The following is a 17,279-nucleotide window of genomic DNA, read 5'->3' as shown; positions in this document are numbered from 1 at the left end:
CCGACGGGGCCGCAAAGCGACCCCCACAGCAGGCATCAAGATCTGCGTTTACAAAAGGACTGACCATTGTGACCACTGCCGGCAAATCGATCCTGATGGTCGACGACGACCAGGACATCCGCGAACTGCTGCAGACCTACCTCGCCCGCTGCGGCCTGCAGGTGCACGCCGAACCTGACGGCCAGGGCTTTCGCCGCGCCCTGGACGCCAACCCCTACGACCTGGTGATCCTCGACGTGATGCTGCCCGACGAAGACGGTTTCAGCCTGTGTCGCTGGGTTCGCCAGCACCCGCGCCAGGCGCGGGTGCCGATCATCATGCTCACCGCCAGTTCCGATGAAGCCGATCGGGTCATCGGCCTGGAGCTGGGCGCCGACGACTACCTCGGAAAACCCTTCAGCCCGCGAGAGCTGCAGGCACGGATCAAGGCCTTGTTGCGCCGTGCCGATTTCGGCCAGGCGACGCTGGCCAGTGCGGTGCTGGCCTTCGATGACTGGCGCCTGGACACGATCAGCCACCGTCTGTTCCACCGCGACGGCGAAGAAGTGATCCTCTCCGGCGCCGACTTCGCCCTGCTCAAACTGTTTCTCGATCACCCGCAGCAGATCCTCGACCGCGACACCATCGGCAACGCCACCCGTGGTCGCGAACCGATGCCGCTGGACCGTATCGTCGACATGGCGGTCAGTCGCCTGCGCCAGCGCCTGCGCGACACGGAAAAACCACCCCGGCTGATCCGCACCGTGCGTGGCAGCGGCTACCTGCTGGCGGCCAATGTCTGCCCGGCCTGACGAGCGTCGCTGGCGCCTGCTGCCGCGCTCGCTGTTGGGGCGCATGCTGCTGCTTACCTTGCTGGTGGTGTTGCTGGCTCAGGGCCTGTCCAGCGTGATCTGGGTCGCGCAGCTGCGCGCCAGCCAGCTGCAGGGCTTGCGCGCCAGCGCCAGCAGCCTCGCGCACTCGATGAGTGCCAGTGTCAGCTACTTCCGCTCGCTGCCGGTGGCCTACCGGCCCATGGTATTGGATCAGTTGCGCAGCATGGGCGGCACGCGCTTCTTCGTCTCGCTCAACGTCAAGCCTCTGGAAATGCCGGTGTTGCCGATCACCCCGCGCAAGCAGGCGGTGATCGACGTGTTCCAGGAGGTGCTGCACGAGCGTCTTGGCCAGCAGATGGAGATCTCCGTGGAGTTCGTCAGCCCCGACGATCTGCGCATTTTCAACAGCGGCCTGAAACTCGATGAGCTGCCCCGCTCGTGGGCGCACTATTCGTTGACCCTCGAGCCGCTCAATCCGCCGGTGCTGGTGACCCAGATCCGCCTCGGCGAAGGCGAATGGCTGTACATCGCCTCGCTGCTGCCCGAGCCCTACACCAGCCTTGAGGCCGAACGCTTGCCGCGTCAGCAGATCGGCTTCATTGCCCTGACCACCGTGCTGTTGCTGCTGTTCATCGGCCTGCTGGTGCACTGGCAGAGCCGGCCGCTCAAGCGCCTGGCACGGGCGGCGCGGGAAATGTCGCTGGGGGCGGACGTCGCCCCGGTTGCCGAAGGCGGAGGCAGCGAAGTGGTCGAGGTGGGGCGGGCGTTCAACAACATGCGTGATCGGATAAGCCGTTACCTGACCGAGCGTTCCCAGCTGTTCAGCGCCATTTCCCATGACCTGCGCACACCGATCACGCGCCTGCGCCTGCGAGTGGAGCTGCTCGAAGACGAGAAGCTGCAGGCCAAGTTCAGCCGCGATCTCGATGAGCTGGAGCTGCTGGTCAAGGGTGCGCTGCAATGTGTCAAGGACACCGATATCCACGAGAATATCGAGCCGATCGACCTCAACCAGGTGCTGGAGCTGCTGGCCGAACCTTATCTCGGCGATGGGCGCATCACCGTGGAGGGGCAGGCGTTGGCACCGTACCCCGGCAAATCGCTGGCCTTGCGCCGCTGCATCGGCAACCTGATCGACAACGCCATCAAGTATGGCGAGCGGGCGCAGCTGCGCATCATCGATACCGCCGAGAGCTTCGTGCTGCAGGTGGACGACCAGGGGCCGGGGGTGCCGGAGCAACGTCTGGAGCAGGTGTTCGAGCCGCACTTCCGCCTGGCCGGGCAGCAGCAGGGGTATGGGCTGGGGCTGGGCATCGCGCGCAACATCGCCCATAGCCATGGCGGGGAGGTAAGCCTGTTGAACCTGCGCGAGGGTGGACTGCGGGTGACCTTGTACCTGCCGCGTACAGCCGAATGAGCCCTTGCCACGCGATAAGCGCTTGGATGTAACGATGCGGTGACAATCGAGCCGGGCTTCGTGACATGCCAGCCAGGATGGCTGACTAGAATCGGCTGACAACAACAAGGAAGGTGCACCCATGGCCATCAGCTGGCTCGACTCCCCGACACACCATGCCTGGCTCGACGCCGAGGCCCTGCGCCTGCTCTCCTTCGCCAGGGCTTCGCGCCTGCCTCAGGGGTTCGGCAACCTCGATGACGAAGGCCGCCTGCCCCGTTGCGCCCTGGCCGAGACCATGAACACCGCGCGCATGACCCACAGTTTTGCCTTGGCGCATATCCAGGGCGTTCCGGGTTGCCGCGAGCTGGTCGAGCATGGCGTCGATGCCCTGTGCGGCCCGCTGCGCGACCAGGAACATGACGGCTGGTACGCGCAGCCCGAAGGTCATGGCGACACCGGCAAGGCCGCCTACCTGCACGCCTTCGTCGCCCTCGCCGCCAGCTCGGCGGTGGTGGCGGGCATCAGCCAGGCGTCGGCGTTGCTGGAGGCGGTAACCCAGGTCATCGCGCAGCGCTTCTGGTGCGAAGAGGAGGGCGCCCTGCGCGAGTCGTTCTCCCGCGACTGGCGGCAGGCGGAGGCCTACCGGGGCGCCAACAGCAACATGCACGGCGTCGAAGCCTTCCTCGCCGTGGCTGATGTGACCGGCGACACACAGTGGTTGCTGCGCGCCCAACGGATCGTCGAGCGCTTGATCCTGACCCGCGCCGCTGCCGACGGTATGCGCGTCACGGAACATTTCGATGCGCAGTGGCAGGCGCTCCCCGACTACAACCGCGAAAACCCTGCCGATGGCTTCCGTCCTTACGGGACCACGCCCGGCCACGCCTTCGAATGGGCGCGCCTGGTACTGCACCTCGAGGCGGCCCTGCAAAGGGCGCAACTGCCTGCGCCCGAGTCCTTGCTGCCCGCCGCCCAGGGCCTGTTCGACAGCGCCTGTCGCCACGCCTGGCAGGCAGACGGTGCGCCGGGGCTGGTCTACACCCTGGACTGGCACGACCGCCCGGTGGTGCGCGAGCGCCTGCACTGGGTGCATGCCGAGGCCTGTGCCACTGCCGCGGCGCTGTTGCGACGTACCGGTGAAGCCCAGTACGAACACTGGTACCGCTGCTTCTGGGACTTCATCGCCAGCCACTTCATCGACCGCGCCCATGGCAGCTGGCACCACGAGCTCGACCCGGCACTGCTGCCCAGTGCGCGCATCTGGGGTGGCAAGCCTGACCTCTACCACGCCTACCAGGCCCTGCTGCTGCCACGCCTGCCGCTGGCGCCGAGCCTGGCCACGGCCCTGGCTTTGTAACCAGACGATGACATTCGCGCATCCGTTCGTTACCTGGCGCCGGGCGCGACCTCCCTACACTCCATGCCATGCAAGCGACAGTCTTGCCTCGCATAACAACAAGAAAGGTAATCCCATGCATCCGACGCTTCGTCTCGCCGCCGCGATCTCCTTCGCCTCCCTGTTCTCCCTCAGTGCCCAGGCCGCCGACTCCAAAGGCAGCGTGGAAGTCGTCCATTGGTGGACCTCCGGCGGCGAGAAGGCCGCGGTCGACGTGCTCAAGGCGCAGGTCGAGAAGGACGGCTTCACCTGGAAGGACGGCGCCGTGGCCGGCGGCGGTGGCGCCACCGCCATGACCGTGCTCAAGAGCCGCGCCGTGGCTGGCAACCCGCCCGGGGTCGCGCAGATCAAGGGCCCGGATATCCAGGACTGGGCCGCCACCGGGTTGCTCGATCCCGACGTGCTCAAGGGCGTGGCCAAGGACGAGAAGTGGGACGGCCTGCTCGACAAGAAGGTCGCCGACACCGTGAAGTACGACGGCGACTACGTGGCCGTGCCGGTGAACATCCACCGTATCAACTGGCTGTGGATCAACCCGCAAGTGTTCAAGAAGGCCGGTATCGACAAGGCCCCGACTACCCTCGATGAATTCTACGCCGCTGCCGACAAGCTCAAGGCTGCTGGTTTCATCCCGCTGGCCCACGGTGGCCAGCCCTGGCAGGACAGCACTGTGTTCGAGAATATGGTGCTCTCGGTGATGGGCGTCGAGGGCTACAAGAAGGCCCTGGTCGAGCTGGACGAAAAGGCCCTGACCGGCCCCGAGATGGTCAAGGCGCTCACCGAGCTTAAGAAGGTCGCCACCTACATGGACCCGGACGGCAAGGGCCAGGACTGGAACCTTGAAGCGGCCAAGGTCATCAACGGCAAGGCCGGCATGCAGATCATGGGCGACTGGGCCAAGAGCGAATGGACCCTGGCGAAGAAGACCGCCGGCAAGGACTACCAGTGCGTGGCCTTCCCCGGCACCGACCAGGCCTTCCTCTACAACATCGACTCGCTGGTGGTGTTCAAGCAAAAGGACAAGGGTACCGCGGCAGGCCAGCAGGACATCGCCCGCAAGGTGCTGGGCGAGGACTTCCAGAAGGTCTTCAGCATCAACAAGGGCTCGATCCCGGTGCGTAACGACATGCTTGCCGACATGGGCAAGTACGGCTTCGACAGTTGCGCCCAGACGGCGGCCCAGGACTTCCTGGCCGATGCCAAAAACGGCGGCCTGCAACCGAGCATGGCGCACAACATGGCCACCACCCTGGCGGTTCAGGGGGCGTTCTTCGATGTGGTGACCAACTACATCAACGATCCCAAGGCCGATCCGGCCGACGCGGCGAAGATGCTAGCCGCAGCCGTCAACGCCGCCAAGTAACCCCGATCACGGGCCAAGCCCGCTCCCACGATGAATCCACTGTTGGCGTGGGAGCGGGCCTGGCCCGCGATTCGGTGCATCGGGAACCCAGATCATGACTACAGCAACCGCCCGCCTGCGGGCCTCACCCCTGGACGCGCTGCAGCGCTGGCTGCCGAAACTGGTGCTGGCGCCGAGCATGTTCATCGTCCTGGTGGGCTTCTACGGCTACATCCTGTGGACCTTCGTCCTCTCGTTCACCACCTCTACTTTCCTGCCCACCTACAAGTGGGCAGGCCTGGCGCAGTACGCCAGGCTGTTCGACAACGACCGCTGGTGGGTGGCGAGCAAGAACCTGCTGCTGTTCGGCGGGCTGTTCATCGGCATCACCCTGGCCATCGGCGTGTTCCTTGCGGTGCTGCTCGACCAGCGCATCCGCCGCGAAGGCTTCATCCGCACCATCTACCTGTACCCCATGGCGCTGTCGATGATCGTCACCGGTACCGCCTGGAAGTGGCTGCTCAACCCCGGCATGGGCCTGGACAAGCTGCTGCGCGACTGGGGCTGGGAAGGCTTTCGCCTGGACTGGCTGATCGACCCCGACCGGGTGGTCTACTGCCTGGTGATCGCTGCCGTGTGGCAGGCCTCGGGCTTCATCATGGCGATGTTCCTCGCCGGCCTGCGCGGCGTCGACCAGTCGATCATCCGCGCCGCACAGCTCGATGGCGCCAGCCTGCCGCGCATCTACTGGACCGTGGTGCTGCCCAGCCTGCGCCCGGTGTTCTTCAGCTCGCTGATGATCCTCGCGCACATCGCGATCAAGAGCTTCGACCTGGTGGCGGCGATGACCGCGGGCGGGCCGGGCTACTCCTCGGACCTGCCAGCGATGTTCATGTACTCGTTCACCTTCAGCCGTGGGCAGATGGGCATGGGCTCGGCCAGCGCGATCCTCATGCTGGGCGCGATCCTGGCGATCATCGTCCCTTACCTGTACTCCGAACTGCGGGGCAAACGCCATGACTAGTCCTGTCGACAAACCCGCGCTGAACCTCAGCCGCATCGCCATCCACGCGGTGCTGCTGCTGGCGGTGTTGCTGTACCTGGTGCCACTGGTGGTCATGCTGCTGACCAGCTTCAAGACCCCCGAGGACATCAGCACCGGCAACCTGCTGAGCTGGCCTGCGGTGTTCACCGGCATTGGCTGGGCCAAGGCCTGGGCCACGGTCAATGGCTATTTTCTCAACTCGATCCTGATCACCGTGCCGGCGGTGCTGATCTCCACGGCCGTTGGCGCGCTCAACGGCTACGTGCTGTCGATGTGGCGCTTCCGTGGCTCGCAGCTGTTCTTCGGCCTGCTGCTGTTCGGCTGCTTCCTGCCGTTCCAGACCGTGCTGCTGCCGGCCTCGTTCACCCTCGGCAAGCTGGGCCTGGCCAGCACCACCAGCGGCCTGGTGCTGGTGCATGTGGTGTACGGCCTGGCCTTCACCACATTGTTCTTCCGCAACTACTACGTGAGCATCCCCGAGGCGCTGGTCAAGGCCGCGCGTCTGGACGGCGCCGGGTTCTTCACCATCTTCGGGCGGATCATCCTGCCGATGTCGACGCCGATCATCATGGTCTGCCTGATCTGGCAGTTCACCCAGATCTGGAACGACTTCCTGTTCGGCGTGGTGTTCTCCAGCGGCGACTCGCAACCGATCACCGTGGCCCTGAACAACCTGGTCAACACCAGCACCGGGGCCAAGGAATACAACGTCGACATGGCCGCGGCGATGATCGCCGGGCTGCCGACGCTGCTGGTCTACGTGATTGCGGGCAAGTATTTCGTGCGCGGGCTGACCGCCGGCGCGGTCAAGGGGTAAGTCATGGCAACACTCGAACTTCGCAATGTGCACAAGACCTATGGCGCGGGCCTGCCGGACACGCTCAAGGACATCCAGCTGGCGATCAAGGACGGCGAGTTCCTGATCCTGGTCGGGCCCTCGGGCTGCGGCAAGTCGACGCTGATGAACTGCATCGCCGGCCTGGAAAGCATCAGCGGCGGGGCGATCCTCATCGACGACGAGGATGTCAGCGGCATGAGCCCCAAGGATCGCGACATCGCCATGGTGTTCCAGTCCTACGCGCTGTACCCGACCATGAACGTGCGCGACAACATCGCCTTTGGCCTGAAGATCCGCAAGATGTCCCAGGCCGCCATCGACGAGGAGGTGGCGCGGGTGGCCAAGCTGCTGCAGATCGAGCACCTGCTGGGGCGCAAGCCCGGGCAGCTGTCCGGCGGCCAGCAGCAGCGCGTGGCCATGGGCCGGGCGCTGGCGCGGCGGCCGAAGATCTACCTGTTCGATGAACCGCTGTCGAACCTCGACGCCAAGCTGCGGGTGGAGATGCGCACCGAGATCAAGCTGATGCACCAGCGCCTGAAGACCACCACGGTGTATGTCACCCATGACCAGATCGAGGCCATGACCCTGGGCGACAAGGTGGCGGTGATGAAGGACGGCATCATTCAGCAGTTCGGCACCCCGCAACAGATCTACAACGACCCGGCCAATCTGTTCGTCGCCAGTTTCATCGGCTCGCCGCCGATGAATTTCATTCCCGTGCGCCTGATGAAGCAGGACGGGCGGGTGCTGGCGCTGCTCGACAGCGGCCAGGCGCGCTGCGAGCTGCCGTTGGGCGTGGCGGCGGACGAGCTGGAAGGGCGCGAGATCATCCTCGGCGTGCGCCCTGAACAAATCTCGCTGGGGGCCGCCGAGGGCAACGGCATGCCCGCCATCCGCGCCGAAGTGCAGGTCACCGAACCCACCGGCCCGGACCTGCTGGTATTCGTCACCCTCAACCAGACCAAGGTCTGCTGCCGCCTGGCGCCGGATGTGGCGTGCCGGGTGGGCGACAGCCTCAACCTGCAGTTCGACCCGGCGCGGGTGCTGCTGTTCGACGCCGGCAGCGGCGAACGTCTCGACCTCACCGCCAGCGGCACTGCCATCAAGGACAACGTGACTCGCTTCAAAGGCCGTTGAATCGTCTAGAACAATGCATAACAAGAAAAGAGGACGCAAAGGGATGGAACATCGCAATCGCATCAAGACCCTGGGATCGCTCGCCTTGCTGGCGCTGGTCGGCAGCAGCGGGGCCCAGGCCGCCGAGGCTTTCTCGTCGGAATCGAAATGGATGACCGGCGACTGGGGCGGCACCCGTACCGAGCTGCTGGAGAAGGGCTACGACTTCACCCTCGACTACGTTGGCGAAGTGGCCGGCAACCTGCACGGTGGCTACAACGACGACAAGACCGCGCGCTACAGCGACCAGTTCGCCCTGGGCGCGCACCTGGACCTGGAGAAGATCTTCGGCTGGAAGGACACCGAGTTCAAGCTGGCGATCACCGAGCGTAGCGGCCGCAACCTGTCCAACGACCGCATCAGCGACCCGCGTGCCGGGCAGTTCAGCTCGGTGCAGGAGGTCTGGGGGCGCGGCCAGACCTGGCGCCTGACGCAGATGTGGGTCAAGCAGAAGTACTTCGACGGCGCGCTGGACGTGAAATTCGGCCGCTTCGGCGAGGGCGAGGACTTCAACAGCTTCCCCTGCGACTTCCAGAACCTGGCCTTCTGCGGCTCGCAAGTGGGCAACTGGGTCGGCGGCATCTGGTACAACTGGCCGGTCAGCCAGTGGGCACTGCGGGTCAAGTACAACATCACCCCGGAATTCTTCGTCCAGGTCGGCGCGTACGAGCAGAACCCGTCGAACCTGGAGACCGGCAACGGCTTCAAACTCAGCGGCAGCGGCACCAAGGGCGCGATCCTGCCGGTGGAGGCGGTCTGGTCGCCGAAGGTCAACGGCCTGCCGGGCGAGTACCGCCTGGGCTACTACTACAGCACCGCTAAGGCCGACGACGTCTACGACGACATCAACGGCAACCCGCAGGCGCTGACCGGCGCGGCCTTCAAGTCGCACTCCAGCAAGCACGGCTGGTGGGTCGTGGCGCAGCAGCAGGTCACCGCCCATGCCGGCGACGTCAACCGCGGCCTGAGCCTGTTCGCCAACTTCACCGTGCACGACAAGGCCACCAACGTGGTCGACAACTACCAGCAGGTCGGCCTGGTCTACAAGGGCGCCTTCGACGCCCGGCCCAAGGACGACATCGGCTTCGGCATCGCCCGCATCCACGTCAATGACGATGTGAAGAAGCGTGCCGAGCTGTTCAATGCCCAGTCCGGCATCAACGACTATGACAACCCAGGCTTCGCGCCGCTGCAGCGCACCGAGTACAACGCCGAGCTCTACTACGGCTTCCACGTCACCAACTGGCTGACCGTGCGCCCGAACCTGCAGTACATCAAGAGCCCGGGCGGTGTGGATGAAGTGGACAACGCGCTGGTCGCGGGGTTGAAGATTCAGTCGTCATTCTGAGAAAAATTGTTGTAAATTTACGCCATCCATTTCGGCCTTCCCGCTAACCACTGGTCTGCAGTGGTTAGCGGGCACGGGCTGAGACAGCGCTATCTCGAACAACAAAAGAGCTTGGAACCATGCCCGAACATCCGCTACATCGCTTCTTCACCTCGCAACGGCCCAGGCCGACCTTCGAGTGGGAGCGTTACCAGCAGCGCGATGTGCTGATTATCGACCACCCTCGCTGCCAGGCGGTGTTCAGCCGCCAGGGCGGTCAGCTCCTGCACTTTCAACCTGCGGGTGAGAAGCCCTGGTTGTGGTGCGCCGAGCAGTGGCCCCAGGTAGGGGCCATTCGTGGCGGCGTGCCGGTGTGCTGGCCCTGGTATGGCCGTCATCCCAGCGAAGACCTGTGGCCGGCCCATGGCTGGGCGCGCCTGCTGGACTGGAAGCTGGTGGACAGCCGCGAGGACGAGGAGGGGGTGACCCTGAAATGGCGCCTGGACCTGTGCGACTGGCAGGTCGACCTGCATGCCCGGCTCGGGGCGAGCATGGAACTGAGCCTGAGCACCGAGCACCAGGACAGCGAACCGTGCCAGTTGAGCCATGCGCTGCTGGCCTACTGGCGGATCAGCGACGTGTCGAAGATAGCGCTGTCTGGGCTGGAGGACATCGACGGCTACGACCGTCTCAATCGCCAGGCCTGCCGCGAAGACGGCGCGCTGACCCTCAAGGGCGGTTGCCAGCGGGTCTATCCCGGTACGCCGCGGGTGCAATTGCAGGACCCGGCCTGGCAGCGCGAACTGTGCATCGACACCGGCGACAGCGACGACACTGTGGTCTGGCACCCTGGCAACCGGCCGTTGATGGGCGTGAGTGGGCGCGAGTGCCAAGGCTTCGTCTGCGTCGAGGCGGCCAGCGGCAGTGGTGAGGGTCTGAGCCTGGCGCCGGGCGAGCGGGCGCACCTGCGTTTGCAGGCGCACCGGCTCAGTTGAGGTCGTCGTCCTCGATCGGGTAGCGACTGGCGTTGAGGCTTTCCTTGATCTTGCGCAGGTGCGGCTGGAAGTCCACGCCACGGCGCAGGGTCATGCCAGTGGCGAGCACATCGAGCACGGTGAGCTGGATGATCCGCGAGGTCATCGGCATGTAGATGTCGGTGTCTTCCGGCAGCGGGATATGCAGGCTCAGGCTGCAGGCCTGGGCCAGGGGCGAGCCGGCGGCGGTCAGGCCGAGCACCGAGGCGCCGTTTTCCCGCGCCAGGCGCGCCACCTCGACCAGTTCGCGGGTGCGCCCGGTGTAGGAAATGATCACGAACAGGTCGCCGGTGTGGGCCACCGAAGCCAGCATGCGCTGCATCAGCACATCGGCGTGGGCCGACACGGCGAGATTGAAGCGGAAGAACTTGTGCTGCGCATCGAGGGCCACCGGGGCCGAGGCGCCGAGGCCGAAGAAGTGGATCTGTCGGGCTTGGATCATCATGTCCACGGCGCGGCTGACCTGCTGCGGGTCGAGCGCCTGGCAGGCGCTGTCGAGCGAGGCAATGGCGCTGCCGAAGATCTTCTGGGTGTAGGCGGCCGGATCGTCGTCGGCCTCCACCGCGCGGCTGACATAGGCGGCGCCGCTGGCCAGGCTCTGCGCCAGTTGCAGCTTGAGCTCGGGGTAGCCGCTGACGCCGAACGAGCGGCAGAAGCGGTTGACCGTCGGTTCGCTGACGCTGGCCGCCTGGGCCAGGGCGGCAATGCTGAAGCGGGTGGCTTGCTGCGGGTTGAGCAGGATGACTTCGGCGACCTTGCGTTCGGCCTTGTTCAGCTCGTCGAGGCGGCCCTGGATCTGTTCCAGGAGGTTTCGCACGCGGTCCATGGTGTGTCCTTGGGTCGGGAAGCAGGCTTTTTGCGCTGGTGTGTATCCTACTGTCGGTAAGATTGTCACACCACTTGTCTGTAATAGCTGTATTGGATGTTGTGGTTTTTACTACATTACCCCTTGAAAAGCAGGGTTGAAACCGGTATTCCTAGTCCAACATTTATAAAAGAACCAACATCATGGCCGCGATCAGTGTCGAACCCTGCACCTTCGCCCTCTTTGGCGCCCTAGGCGACCTGGCATTGCGCAAGCTGTTCCCCGCGCTCTACCAGCTCGACCGCGCCGACCTCCTGCACCCCGACACCCGCCTGCTGGCCCTGGCCCGCGAGCCGGGCAGCGTGCAGGAACACCTGAACAACATCGAAGCCCATCTGCGCCGCCACGTGCCGGAGGCCGAGATCGATGCCGCCTCCCTGGGGCGCTTCCTGGCGCGCCTGAGCTACCTGCACCTGGACTTTGTCGAGCCCGAGGGCTACCAGGCCTTGGCTGAGCAGGCACCGAGCGGGCAGCCGCTGATCGCCTACTTCGCCACGGCGGCGGCGGTCTACGGCGCGATCTGCGAGAACCTCGACAAGGCCGGCCTGGCGTCGCGCACCCGGGTGGTGTTGGAAAAGCCCATCGGCCACGACCTGGAGTCGTCGCGCCGGGTCAACGACGCCGTGGCGCGGTTCTTCCCCGAGAGCCGTGTCTACCGTATCGACCACTACCTGGGCAAGGAGACGGTGCAGAACCTGATCGCCCTGCGCTTCGCCAACAGCCTGTTCGAAACCCAGTGGAACCAGAATTCCATCTCCCACGTGGAGATCACCGTTGCCGAGAAGGTCGGCATCGAGGGCCGCTGGGGCTACTTCGACAAGGCCGGCCAGCTGCGCGACATGATCCAGAACCACCTGCTGCAGCTGCTCTGCCTGATCGCCATGGACCCGCCCAGCGACCTTTCGGCCGACAGCATCCGCGACGAGAAGGTCAAGGTGCTCAAGGCACTGGCGCCGATCACCGGCGAGGGCTTGAGCACCCATGTGGTGCGTGGTCAGTACATCGCCGGTTTCAGTGACGGCAAGCCGGTGCCGGGTTACCTCGAAGAGGACAACGCCAACGCCCAGAGCGACACCGAGACCTTCGTCGCCCTGCGTGCCGATATCCGCAACTGGCGCTGGTCGGGCGTGCCGTTCTACCTGCGCACCGGCAAGCGCATGCCGCAGAAGCTGTCGCAGATCGTCATCCATTTCAAGGAAACCCCGCACTACATCTTCGCCCCGGAACAGCGTTTGCAGATCGGCAACAAGCTGATCATTCGCCTGCAGCCGGACGAGGGCATTTCGCTGCGGGTGATGACCAAGGAGCAGGGCCTGGACAAGGGCATGCAACTGCGCAGCGGCCCGCTGCAGCTGAATTTCTCCGACACCTGGCGCAGCGCGCGGATCCCGGATGCCTATGAGCGGTTGTTGCTGGAAGTGATGCGCGGCAACCAGAACCTGTTCGTGCGCAAGGACGAGATCGAATACGCCTGGAAGTGGTGCGACCAGCTGATTGCAGGCTGGAAGACCAGCGGTGACGCGCCAAAGCCCTATGCGGCCGGATCCTGGGGGCCGATGAGCTCGATTGCATTGATTACACGTGATGGGAGGGCCTGGTATGGCGATATCTGAACTGCAACTGCCGGCGACCGTGAAGGTTCATCAGCTGGCCGACCCGAAAACCTTGGCGGCGACCCAGGCCCATGATGTGGCCGAGCGCCTGCGCCAGGCGATCGCCAGCAAGGGGCAGGCTTGCCTGGTGCTGTCTGGCGGGCGTAGCCCGGTGCCCTTCCTCGAGAAGCTGGCTGGCGAGGCGCTGGACTGGTCCCGGGTCACCGTGAGCCTGGCCGATGAGCGCTGGGTGCCGGTGGCGCACGACGACAGCAACGCCGGCCTGCTGGCTCGTCACCTATTCAAGGGGCCGGCGGCCAAGGCGCGCTTTATCGGGCTCTACCAACCCGCCGCTACCCTCGAAGCCGCTGCCGAGCAGGCCGACCAGGTGCTGGCCGACCTGCCACCGATCGATGTGCTGGTGCTGGGCATGGGCGACGATGGCCATACAGCCTCGCTGTTCCCGGCCAGCCCCAACCTGCGCCAGGGCCTGGCCAAGGTCGGCGAGCGCCGCTGCCTGCCGATGTTGGCGCCCAGCGTGCCGCACCAGCGCCTGAGCATGACCCGCGCGCTGCTGGCCACTGCCGGCCTGACCCTGTTGTCGGTGCAGGGCGCGGGCAAGCTTGCCACCCTGCGCACCGCGCTGGCGGCCGAAGACCCAACCGAAATGCCGATTCGCGCCTTTCTTCACGACCCCCTGGACATCTACTGGTGCCCATGAGCCAAGGATCCATTGTCATGACCACCCTCGAACGCCCACAGCCTTTGCTCTCGATGGCCGACAAAGCCGCACGGATCGACGCGATCTGCAACAAGGCGCGCATCCTGCCGGTGATCACCATCGCCCGTGAGGAAGACATCCTGCCCCTGGCCGACGCCCTGGCTGCCGGCGGCATCCGTACCCTAGAAGTGACCCTGCGCTCGCAGCACGGCCTGAAGGCCATCCAGGTGCTGCGTGAGCAGCGCCCGGAGCTGTGCGTCGGCGCCGGTACCGTGCTCGACCGCGGCATGTTCGCCGCCGTCGAGGCGGCGGGCGCGCAGTTCGTCGTTACCCCGGGCATCACCCAGGACATTCTCGAAGCGGGCGTGGACAGCGATATTCCGCTGTTGCCAGGCATCAGCACGCCGTCGGAAATCATGATGGGCTACGCCCTGGGCTACCGCCGCTTCAAGCTGTTCCCCGCCGAGATCAGTGGCGGCGTGGCGGCGATCAAGGCATTCGGCGGCCCGTTCGGCGACATTCGCTTCTGCCCCACCGGCGGGGTCAACCCGGCCAACGTGCGCAACTACATGGCCCTGCCCAATGTGATGTGCGTGGGCGGCACCTGGATGCTCGACAGCAGTTGGATCAAGAACGGCGACTGGGCGCGGATCGAGGCGTGCAGCGCCGAGGCGATGGCGTTGCTGGACTGACAGATTTCGTTGTGTGCTACACGGCTTGTGGGGCGCTTGGTCGGCGCCCCTTTTTTTGCCTGTGATTTGGGTACAACCGGTTGTGGCCCTATCGCGGGGCAAGCCCGCTCCCACGAGCCCGCGATAGCGTCGGAAAACCAACAAAAAAGCCCGCATCGAGGATGCGGGCTTCGGTCATCAGTGATGGCTTACGCCGCCTTGGCCTGCTGCTGGCTCAGCGAGCGGTTCAGCGCGCTGAACAGCGCCTTGAAGCTGGCGGTGGTGATGTTCTCGTCGATGCCCACGCCGTGCACCGGACGCCCGCCGGCCACGCGCAGCTCGATATAGGCCGCGGCCTTGGCATTGGTGCCGGCGCCGATGGCGTGTTCGTTGTAGTCCATGATCTCCACGGCGATCGGCAGGCCGGCCACCAGTGCCTCGAGGGCGCCGTTGCCCTTGCCGTGCCAGTGCAGGGTGGTTTCGCCTTCACCAGAGACTTCCACTTGCACGTGGCTGCTGCCGTTTTCTTCCTGCAGGCGGTGGCTGACCAGGGCATATGGCGCGTTGGCCTGGAGGTATTCCTTCTGCAGCAGCTTGTAGATCTGCTCGGCGGTCATTTCCAGGCCGAGACGGTCGGTCTCGCCCTGTACCACTTGGCTGAACTCGATCTGCATGCGGCGCGGCAGGCTGATGCCATATTCCTGCTCGAGCAGGTAGGTGATGCCGCCCTTGCCCGACTGGCTGTTGACACGGATCACCGCCTCGTAGCTGCGGCCGATGTCGGCCGGGTCGATCGGCAGGTACGGCACTTCCCAGAGCTCGCCGTCCTGCTGCTTGGCGAAGCCCTTGCGGATGGCGTCCTGGTGCGAGCCGGAGAAGGCGGTGTGGACCAAGTCGCCAACGTACGGGTGACGTGGGTGCACCGGCAACTGGTTGCACTCCTCGACGACCTTGCGCACGCCATCGATGTCGGAGAAGTCCAGCTGCGGGTCGATGCCCTGGGTGTAGAGGTTCAGTGCCAGGGTCACCAGGTCGACGTTGCCGGTGCGCTCGCCGTTGCCGAACAGGCAGCCTTCGGCACGGTCGGCGCCAGCCATCAGGCCCAGCTCGGTGGCGGCGATGCCGGTGCCACGGTCGTTGTGGGTGTGCAGGCTGATGATCACGCTGTCGCGGCGGTTGACGTTACGGCAGAACCACTCGATCTGGTCGGCGTAGACGTTCGGCGTGGCGACTTCGACGGTGGCCGGCAGGTTGAGGATGATCTTGTGCTCGGGGGTCGGGTTCCACACCTCGATTACCGCGTCGCACACTTCCTTGGCGAATTCCAGTTCGGTGGCGCTGAAGGTTTCGGGCGAGTACTGGAAGGTCCACTGGGTTTGCGGCTGCTGCGCCGCGTACTTGACGAACAGCTTGGCGGCGTTGACCGCGATGTCCTTGACGCCCTGCTTGTCCTGGTTGAAGACGATGCGGCGGAACGACGGGCAGGTGGCGTTGTACAGGTGAACGATGGCCTTCTTGGCGCCGCGCAGGGATTCGAAGGTACGGGCGATCAGGTCTTCACGGGCCTGGGTGAGCACCTGGATGGTGGTGTCGTCCGGGATATGGCCGTCTTCGATCAGGGTACGCACGAAGTCGAAGTCGGTCTGCGATGCGGACGGGAACGACGCTTCGATTTCCTTCACGCCTACTTGCACCAAGGTCTTCCAGAAACGCAGCTTCTTCTCGGCATCCATCGGCTCGATCAGCGACTGGTTGCCATCACGCAGGTCGGAACTGCACCAGATCGGCGCCTGGGTGATGGCCTTCGACGGCCAGGTACGGTCAGGCAGGTCGATGGTCGGGAAGGCGCGGTACTTCTTCGATGGGTCTTTGAGCATGGTCATGGAAGCAATCCTTTTATGTGCGGCCGTGATCGGGCCTGCCGAACGTGTACGAGATGAAAAGGCGAGGCGACGCGATTCACCCTGGTAGTCGGGCGCTGACCAGGCAGAGGCTGCGGTGTTGTTGGAGGAGGGTGCTGAAGATGTTCATAGGCTCAACCCTAACCAGTGGGTTGGGGGATGGCAAGTATTGCGGGAAAATTGAGATAAATGCTTAAAAAAAAGATTTTACAGAGTTTTCATGGCCATTAATTTCGGTTTGTTGAGATTTTATTGCTTTAAGCTTTTTCATTGCGCAAATCGCGGGGCCAGCGTTGGCTGCGTGGGAGCGGGCTGGCCCCGCGATTGCGCTTTCAGGGCTGGAACGCGCCGATGAAGATCGCCGGATCCACCCGCGCATCGTTGAGGCTGACGTTCCAGTGCATGTGCGGCCCGGTAGCCCGGCCGGTCGAACCTACGCGGCCAACCACCTCGCCACGGCGCAGCGCCTGGCCCGGCTTCACGTCGATCTTCGACATGTGGCAGAACATGCTGATGAAGCCTTGCCCATGGTCGACGAACACCGTACGGCCATTGAAGAAGTAGTCGCCCACCAGGATCACCTTGCCATTGGCCGGGGTCTTGATCGGCGTGCCGGCGGGCACGGCGAAGTCCAGGCCGGCATGGGGGTTGCGCTCCTCGCCATTGAAGAAGCGGCGCACGCCGAACTTGCTCGACAGCGGGCCGTTGACCGGCTTGTCGAGGATCAGGTTGCTCGGAAGCACGGGGCTGAAACTGCGATAGGCCTTGATCTGCTCGGCCAGTTCGCGGTCGATGCGCTTGAGGTCTTGCGGTTCAGGGTTGACCTGGCGCTTGTTCTTCAAGGTGATGTGCTGCTCGGGGTACTTCTTGCTGCCGACACTGAAAGGAATGTTGCGCCCACCCTGGGTCAGCACGGCACTGCCAGGCTTTTGCGTAAGCGGAATGCCGACGATGGCCAGCCAGTTGTCCTGCTCCCTGACCACCAATACCGGTTTGCCATCGAAGCGCGCGGTCGGGGCGCTGGCGCCTGGGCCCAGGTCGATCACCGCCACGCCGCCGGGCACGGGCTTGTTGAGGGCGCGGGTAATGTAGCTGGCGTGGGCGGCCGTGACCGGCAGCAGCAAGGCGAGGGCAAGCAGGGGCGCGAACAGGCGTGGCAT

General features: G+C 64.8%; 15 protein-coding genes. 12 read left to right on the top strand and 3 right to left on the bottom strand.

Translation table 11 applies throughout. From position 1 onward, the window contains the following. The first annotated feature begins 95 nt into the window (after nucleotides 1–95). From KHO27_RS17230 to KHO27_RS17190, 9 genes are all read left to right on the top strand, one after another. Nucleotides 96–791, top strand: a complete 696-nt coding sequence (locus tag KHO27_RS17230; RefSeq protein WP_219730381.1) for a response regulator — start codon at nucleotides 96–98, stop codon at nucleotides 789–791. Next, the gene (locus tag KHO27_RS17225) at nucleotides 775–2,229 is read left to right on the top strand and encodes an ATP-binding protein (RefSeq protein ID WP_250888371.1); all 1,455 of its coding nucleotides are present in this window, start codon (nucleotides 775–777) and stop codon (nucleotides 2,227–2,229) included. The genes KHO27_RS17230 and KHO27_RS17225 overlap by 17 nt, the downstream gene beginning before the upstream one ends. Before the next feature lie 121 nt (nucleotides 2,230–2,350). After that, nucleotides 2,351–3,568: a D-mannose isomerase gene (locus KHO27_RS17220; RefSeq protein WP_111532114.1), complete on the top strand. Its 1,218-nt coding sequence runs from the start codon at nucleotides 2,351–2,353 to the stop codon at nucleotides 3,566–3,568. A 115-nt stretch (nucleotides 3,569–3,683) separates the two neighbouring features. Beyond that, on the top strand, nucleotides 3,684–4,970 hold the full coding sequence (locus tag KHO27_RS17215; protein WP_214500532.1) for an ABC transporter substrate-binding protein: 1,287 nt from the start codon (nucleotides 3,684–3,686) through the stop codon (nucleotides 4,968–4,970). Between the two features lie 94 nt (nucleotides 4,971–5,064). Beyond that, nucleotides 5,065–5,973, top strand: a complete 909-nt coding sequence (locus KHO27_RS17210) for a carbohydrate ABC transporter permease (protein ID WP_023630395.1) — start codon at nucleotides 5,065–5,067, stop codon at nucleotides 5,971–5,973. Next, entirely contained in the window at nucleotides 5,966–6,811 is an 846-nt protein-coding gene (locus KHO27_RS17205) for a carbohydrate ABC transporter permease (protein ID WP_214500531.1), read from the top strand. The genes KHO27_RS17210 and KHO27_RS17205 overlap by 8 nt, the downstream gene beginning before the upstream one ends. Before the next feature lie 3 nt (nucleotides 6,812–6,814). Then, the gene (locus KHO27_RS17200) at nucleotides 6,815–7,969 is read left to right on the top strand and encodes an ABC transporter ATP-binding protein (RefSeq protein ID WP_110699840.1); all 1,155 of its coding nucleotides are present in this window, start codon (nucleotides 6,815–6,817) and stop codon (nucleotides 7,967–7,969) included. Nucleotides 7,970–7,982: 13 nt separating this feature from the next. Further along, a complete protein-coding gene (locus KHO27_RS17195) occupies nucleotides 7,983–9,356 on the top strand; it encodes a carbohydrate porin (protein ID WP_371918121.1) in 1,374 nt (457 codons plus the stop codon). 119 nt (nucleotides 9,357–9,475) lie between these two features. Then, on the top strand, nucleotides 9,476–10,330 hold the full coding sequence (locus KHO27_RS17190) for a D-hexose-6-phosphate mutarotase (protein ID WP_046854323.1): 855 nt from the start codon (nucleotides 9,476–9,478) through the stop codon (nucleotides 10,328–10,330). Here the strand turns inward: KHO27_RS17190 and hexR are convergent. Further along, nucleotides 10,323–11,186 (bottom strand): DNA-binding transcriptional regulator HexR, encoded by an 864-nt coding sequence (gene hexR, locus KHO27_RS17185; protein ID WP_172670918.1) that lies wholly within the window; start codon nucleotides 11,184–11,186, stop codon nucleotides 10,323–10,325. The two genes, KHO27_RS17190 and hexR, sit on opposite strands and share 8 nt — an antisense overlap. Before the next feature lie 191 nt (nucleotides 11,187–11,377). On the opposite strand from hexR, the gene zwf reads away from it, so the two are divergent. Genes zwf through KHO27_RS17170 form a run of 3 tightly spaced genes read left to right on the top strand, consistent with a single transcriptional unit; the run spans nucleotide 11,378 to nucleotide 14,239 of the window. After that, nucleotides 11,378–12,847, top strand: coding sequence for a glucose-6-phosphate dehydrogenase (gene zwf / locus KHO27_RS17180; protein WP_214500530.1), 1,470 nt, complete (start codon nucleotides 11,378–11,380; stop codon nucleotides 12,845–12,847). Then, nucleotides 12,834–13,547, top strand: a complete 714-nt coding sequence (gene pgl, locus KHO27_RS17175; protein WP_102682943.1) for a 6-phosphogluconolactonase — start codon at nucleotides 12,834–12,836, stop codon at nucleotides 13,545–13,547. Before zwf ends, pgl begins: the two co-directional genes overlap by 14 nt. A 17-nt stretch (nucleotides 13,548–13,564) precedes the next feature. After that, on the top strand, nucleotides 13,565–14,239 hold the full coding sequence (locus KHO27_RS17170; RefSeq protein WP_046854326.1) for a bifunctional 4-hydroxy-2-oxoglutarate aldolase/2-dehydro-3-deoxy-phosphogluconate aldolase: 675 nt from the start codon (nucleotides 13,565–13,567) through the stop codon (nucleotides 14,237–14,239). 188 nt (nucleotides 14,240–14,427) lie between these two features. Here the strand turns inward: KHO27_RS17170 and leuA are convergent, their stop codons facing one another. Continuing rightward, the gene (gene leuA / locus KHO27_RS17165) at nucleotides 14,428–16,101 is read right to left on the bottom strand and encodes a 2-isopropylmalate synthase (RefSeq protein ID WP_102682942.1); all 1,674 of its coding nucleotides are present in this window, start codon (nucleotides 16,099–16,101) and stop codon (nucleotides 14,428–14,430) included. 350 nt (nucleotides 16,102–16,451) lie between these two features. After that, the gene (locus KHO27_RS17160; protein ID WP_214500529.1) at nucleotides 16,452–17,279 is read right to left on the bottom strand and encodes a M23 family metallopeptidase; all 828 of its coding nucleotides are present in this window, start codon (nucleotides 17,277–17,279) and stop codon (nucleotides 16,452–16,454) included.

It is taken from the genome of Pseudomonas sp. RC3H12, assembly GCF_018596375.1.
In the GTDB taxonomy this organism is placed as follows: Bacteria; Pseudomonadota; Gammaproteobacteria; order Pseudomonadales; family Pseudomonadaceae; genus Aquipseudomonas.
Note: the sequence above shows the minus strand (reverse complement) of the source record. Positions and strands in the feature narration are given on the sequence as shown.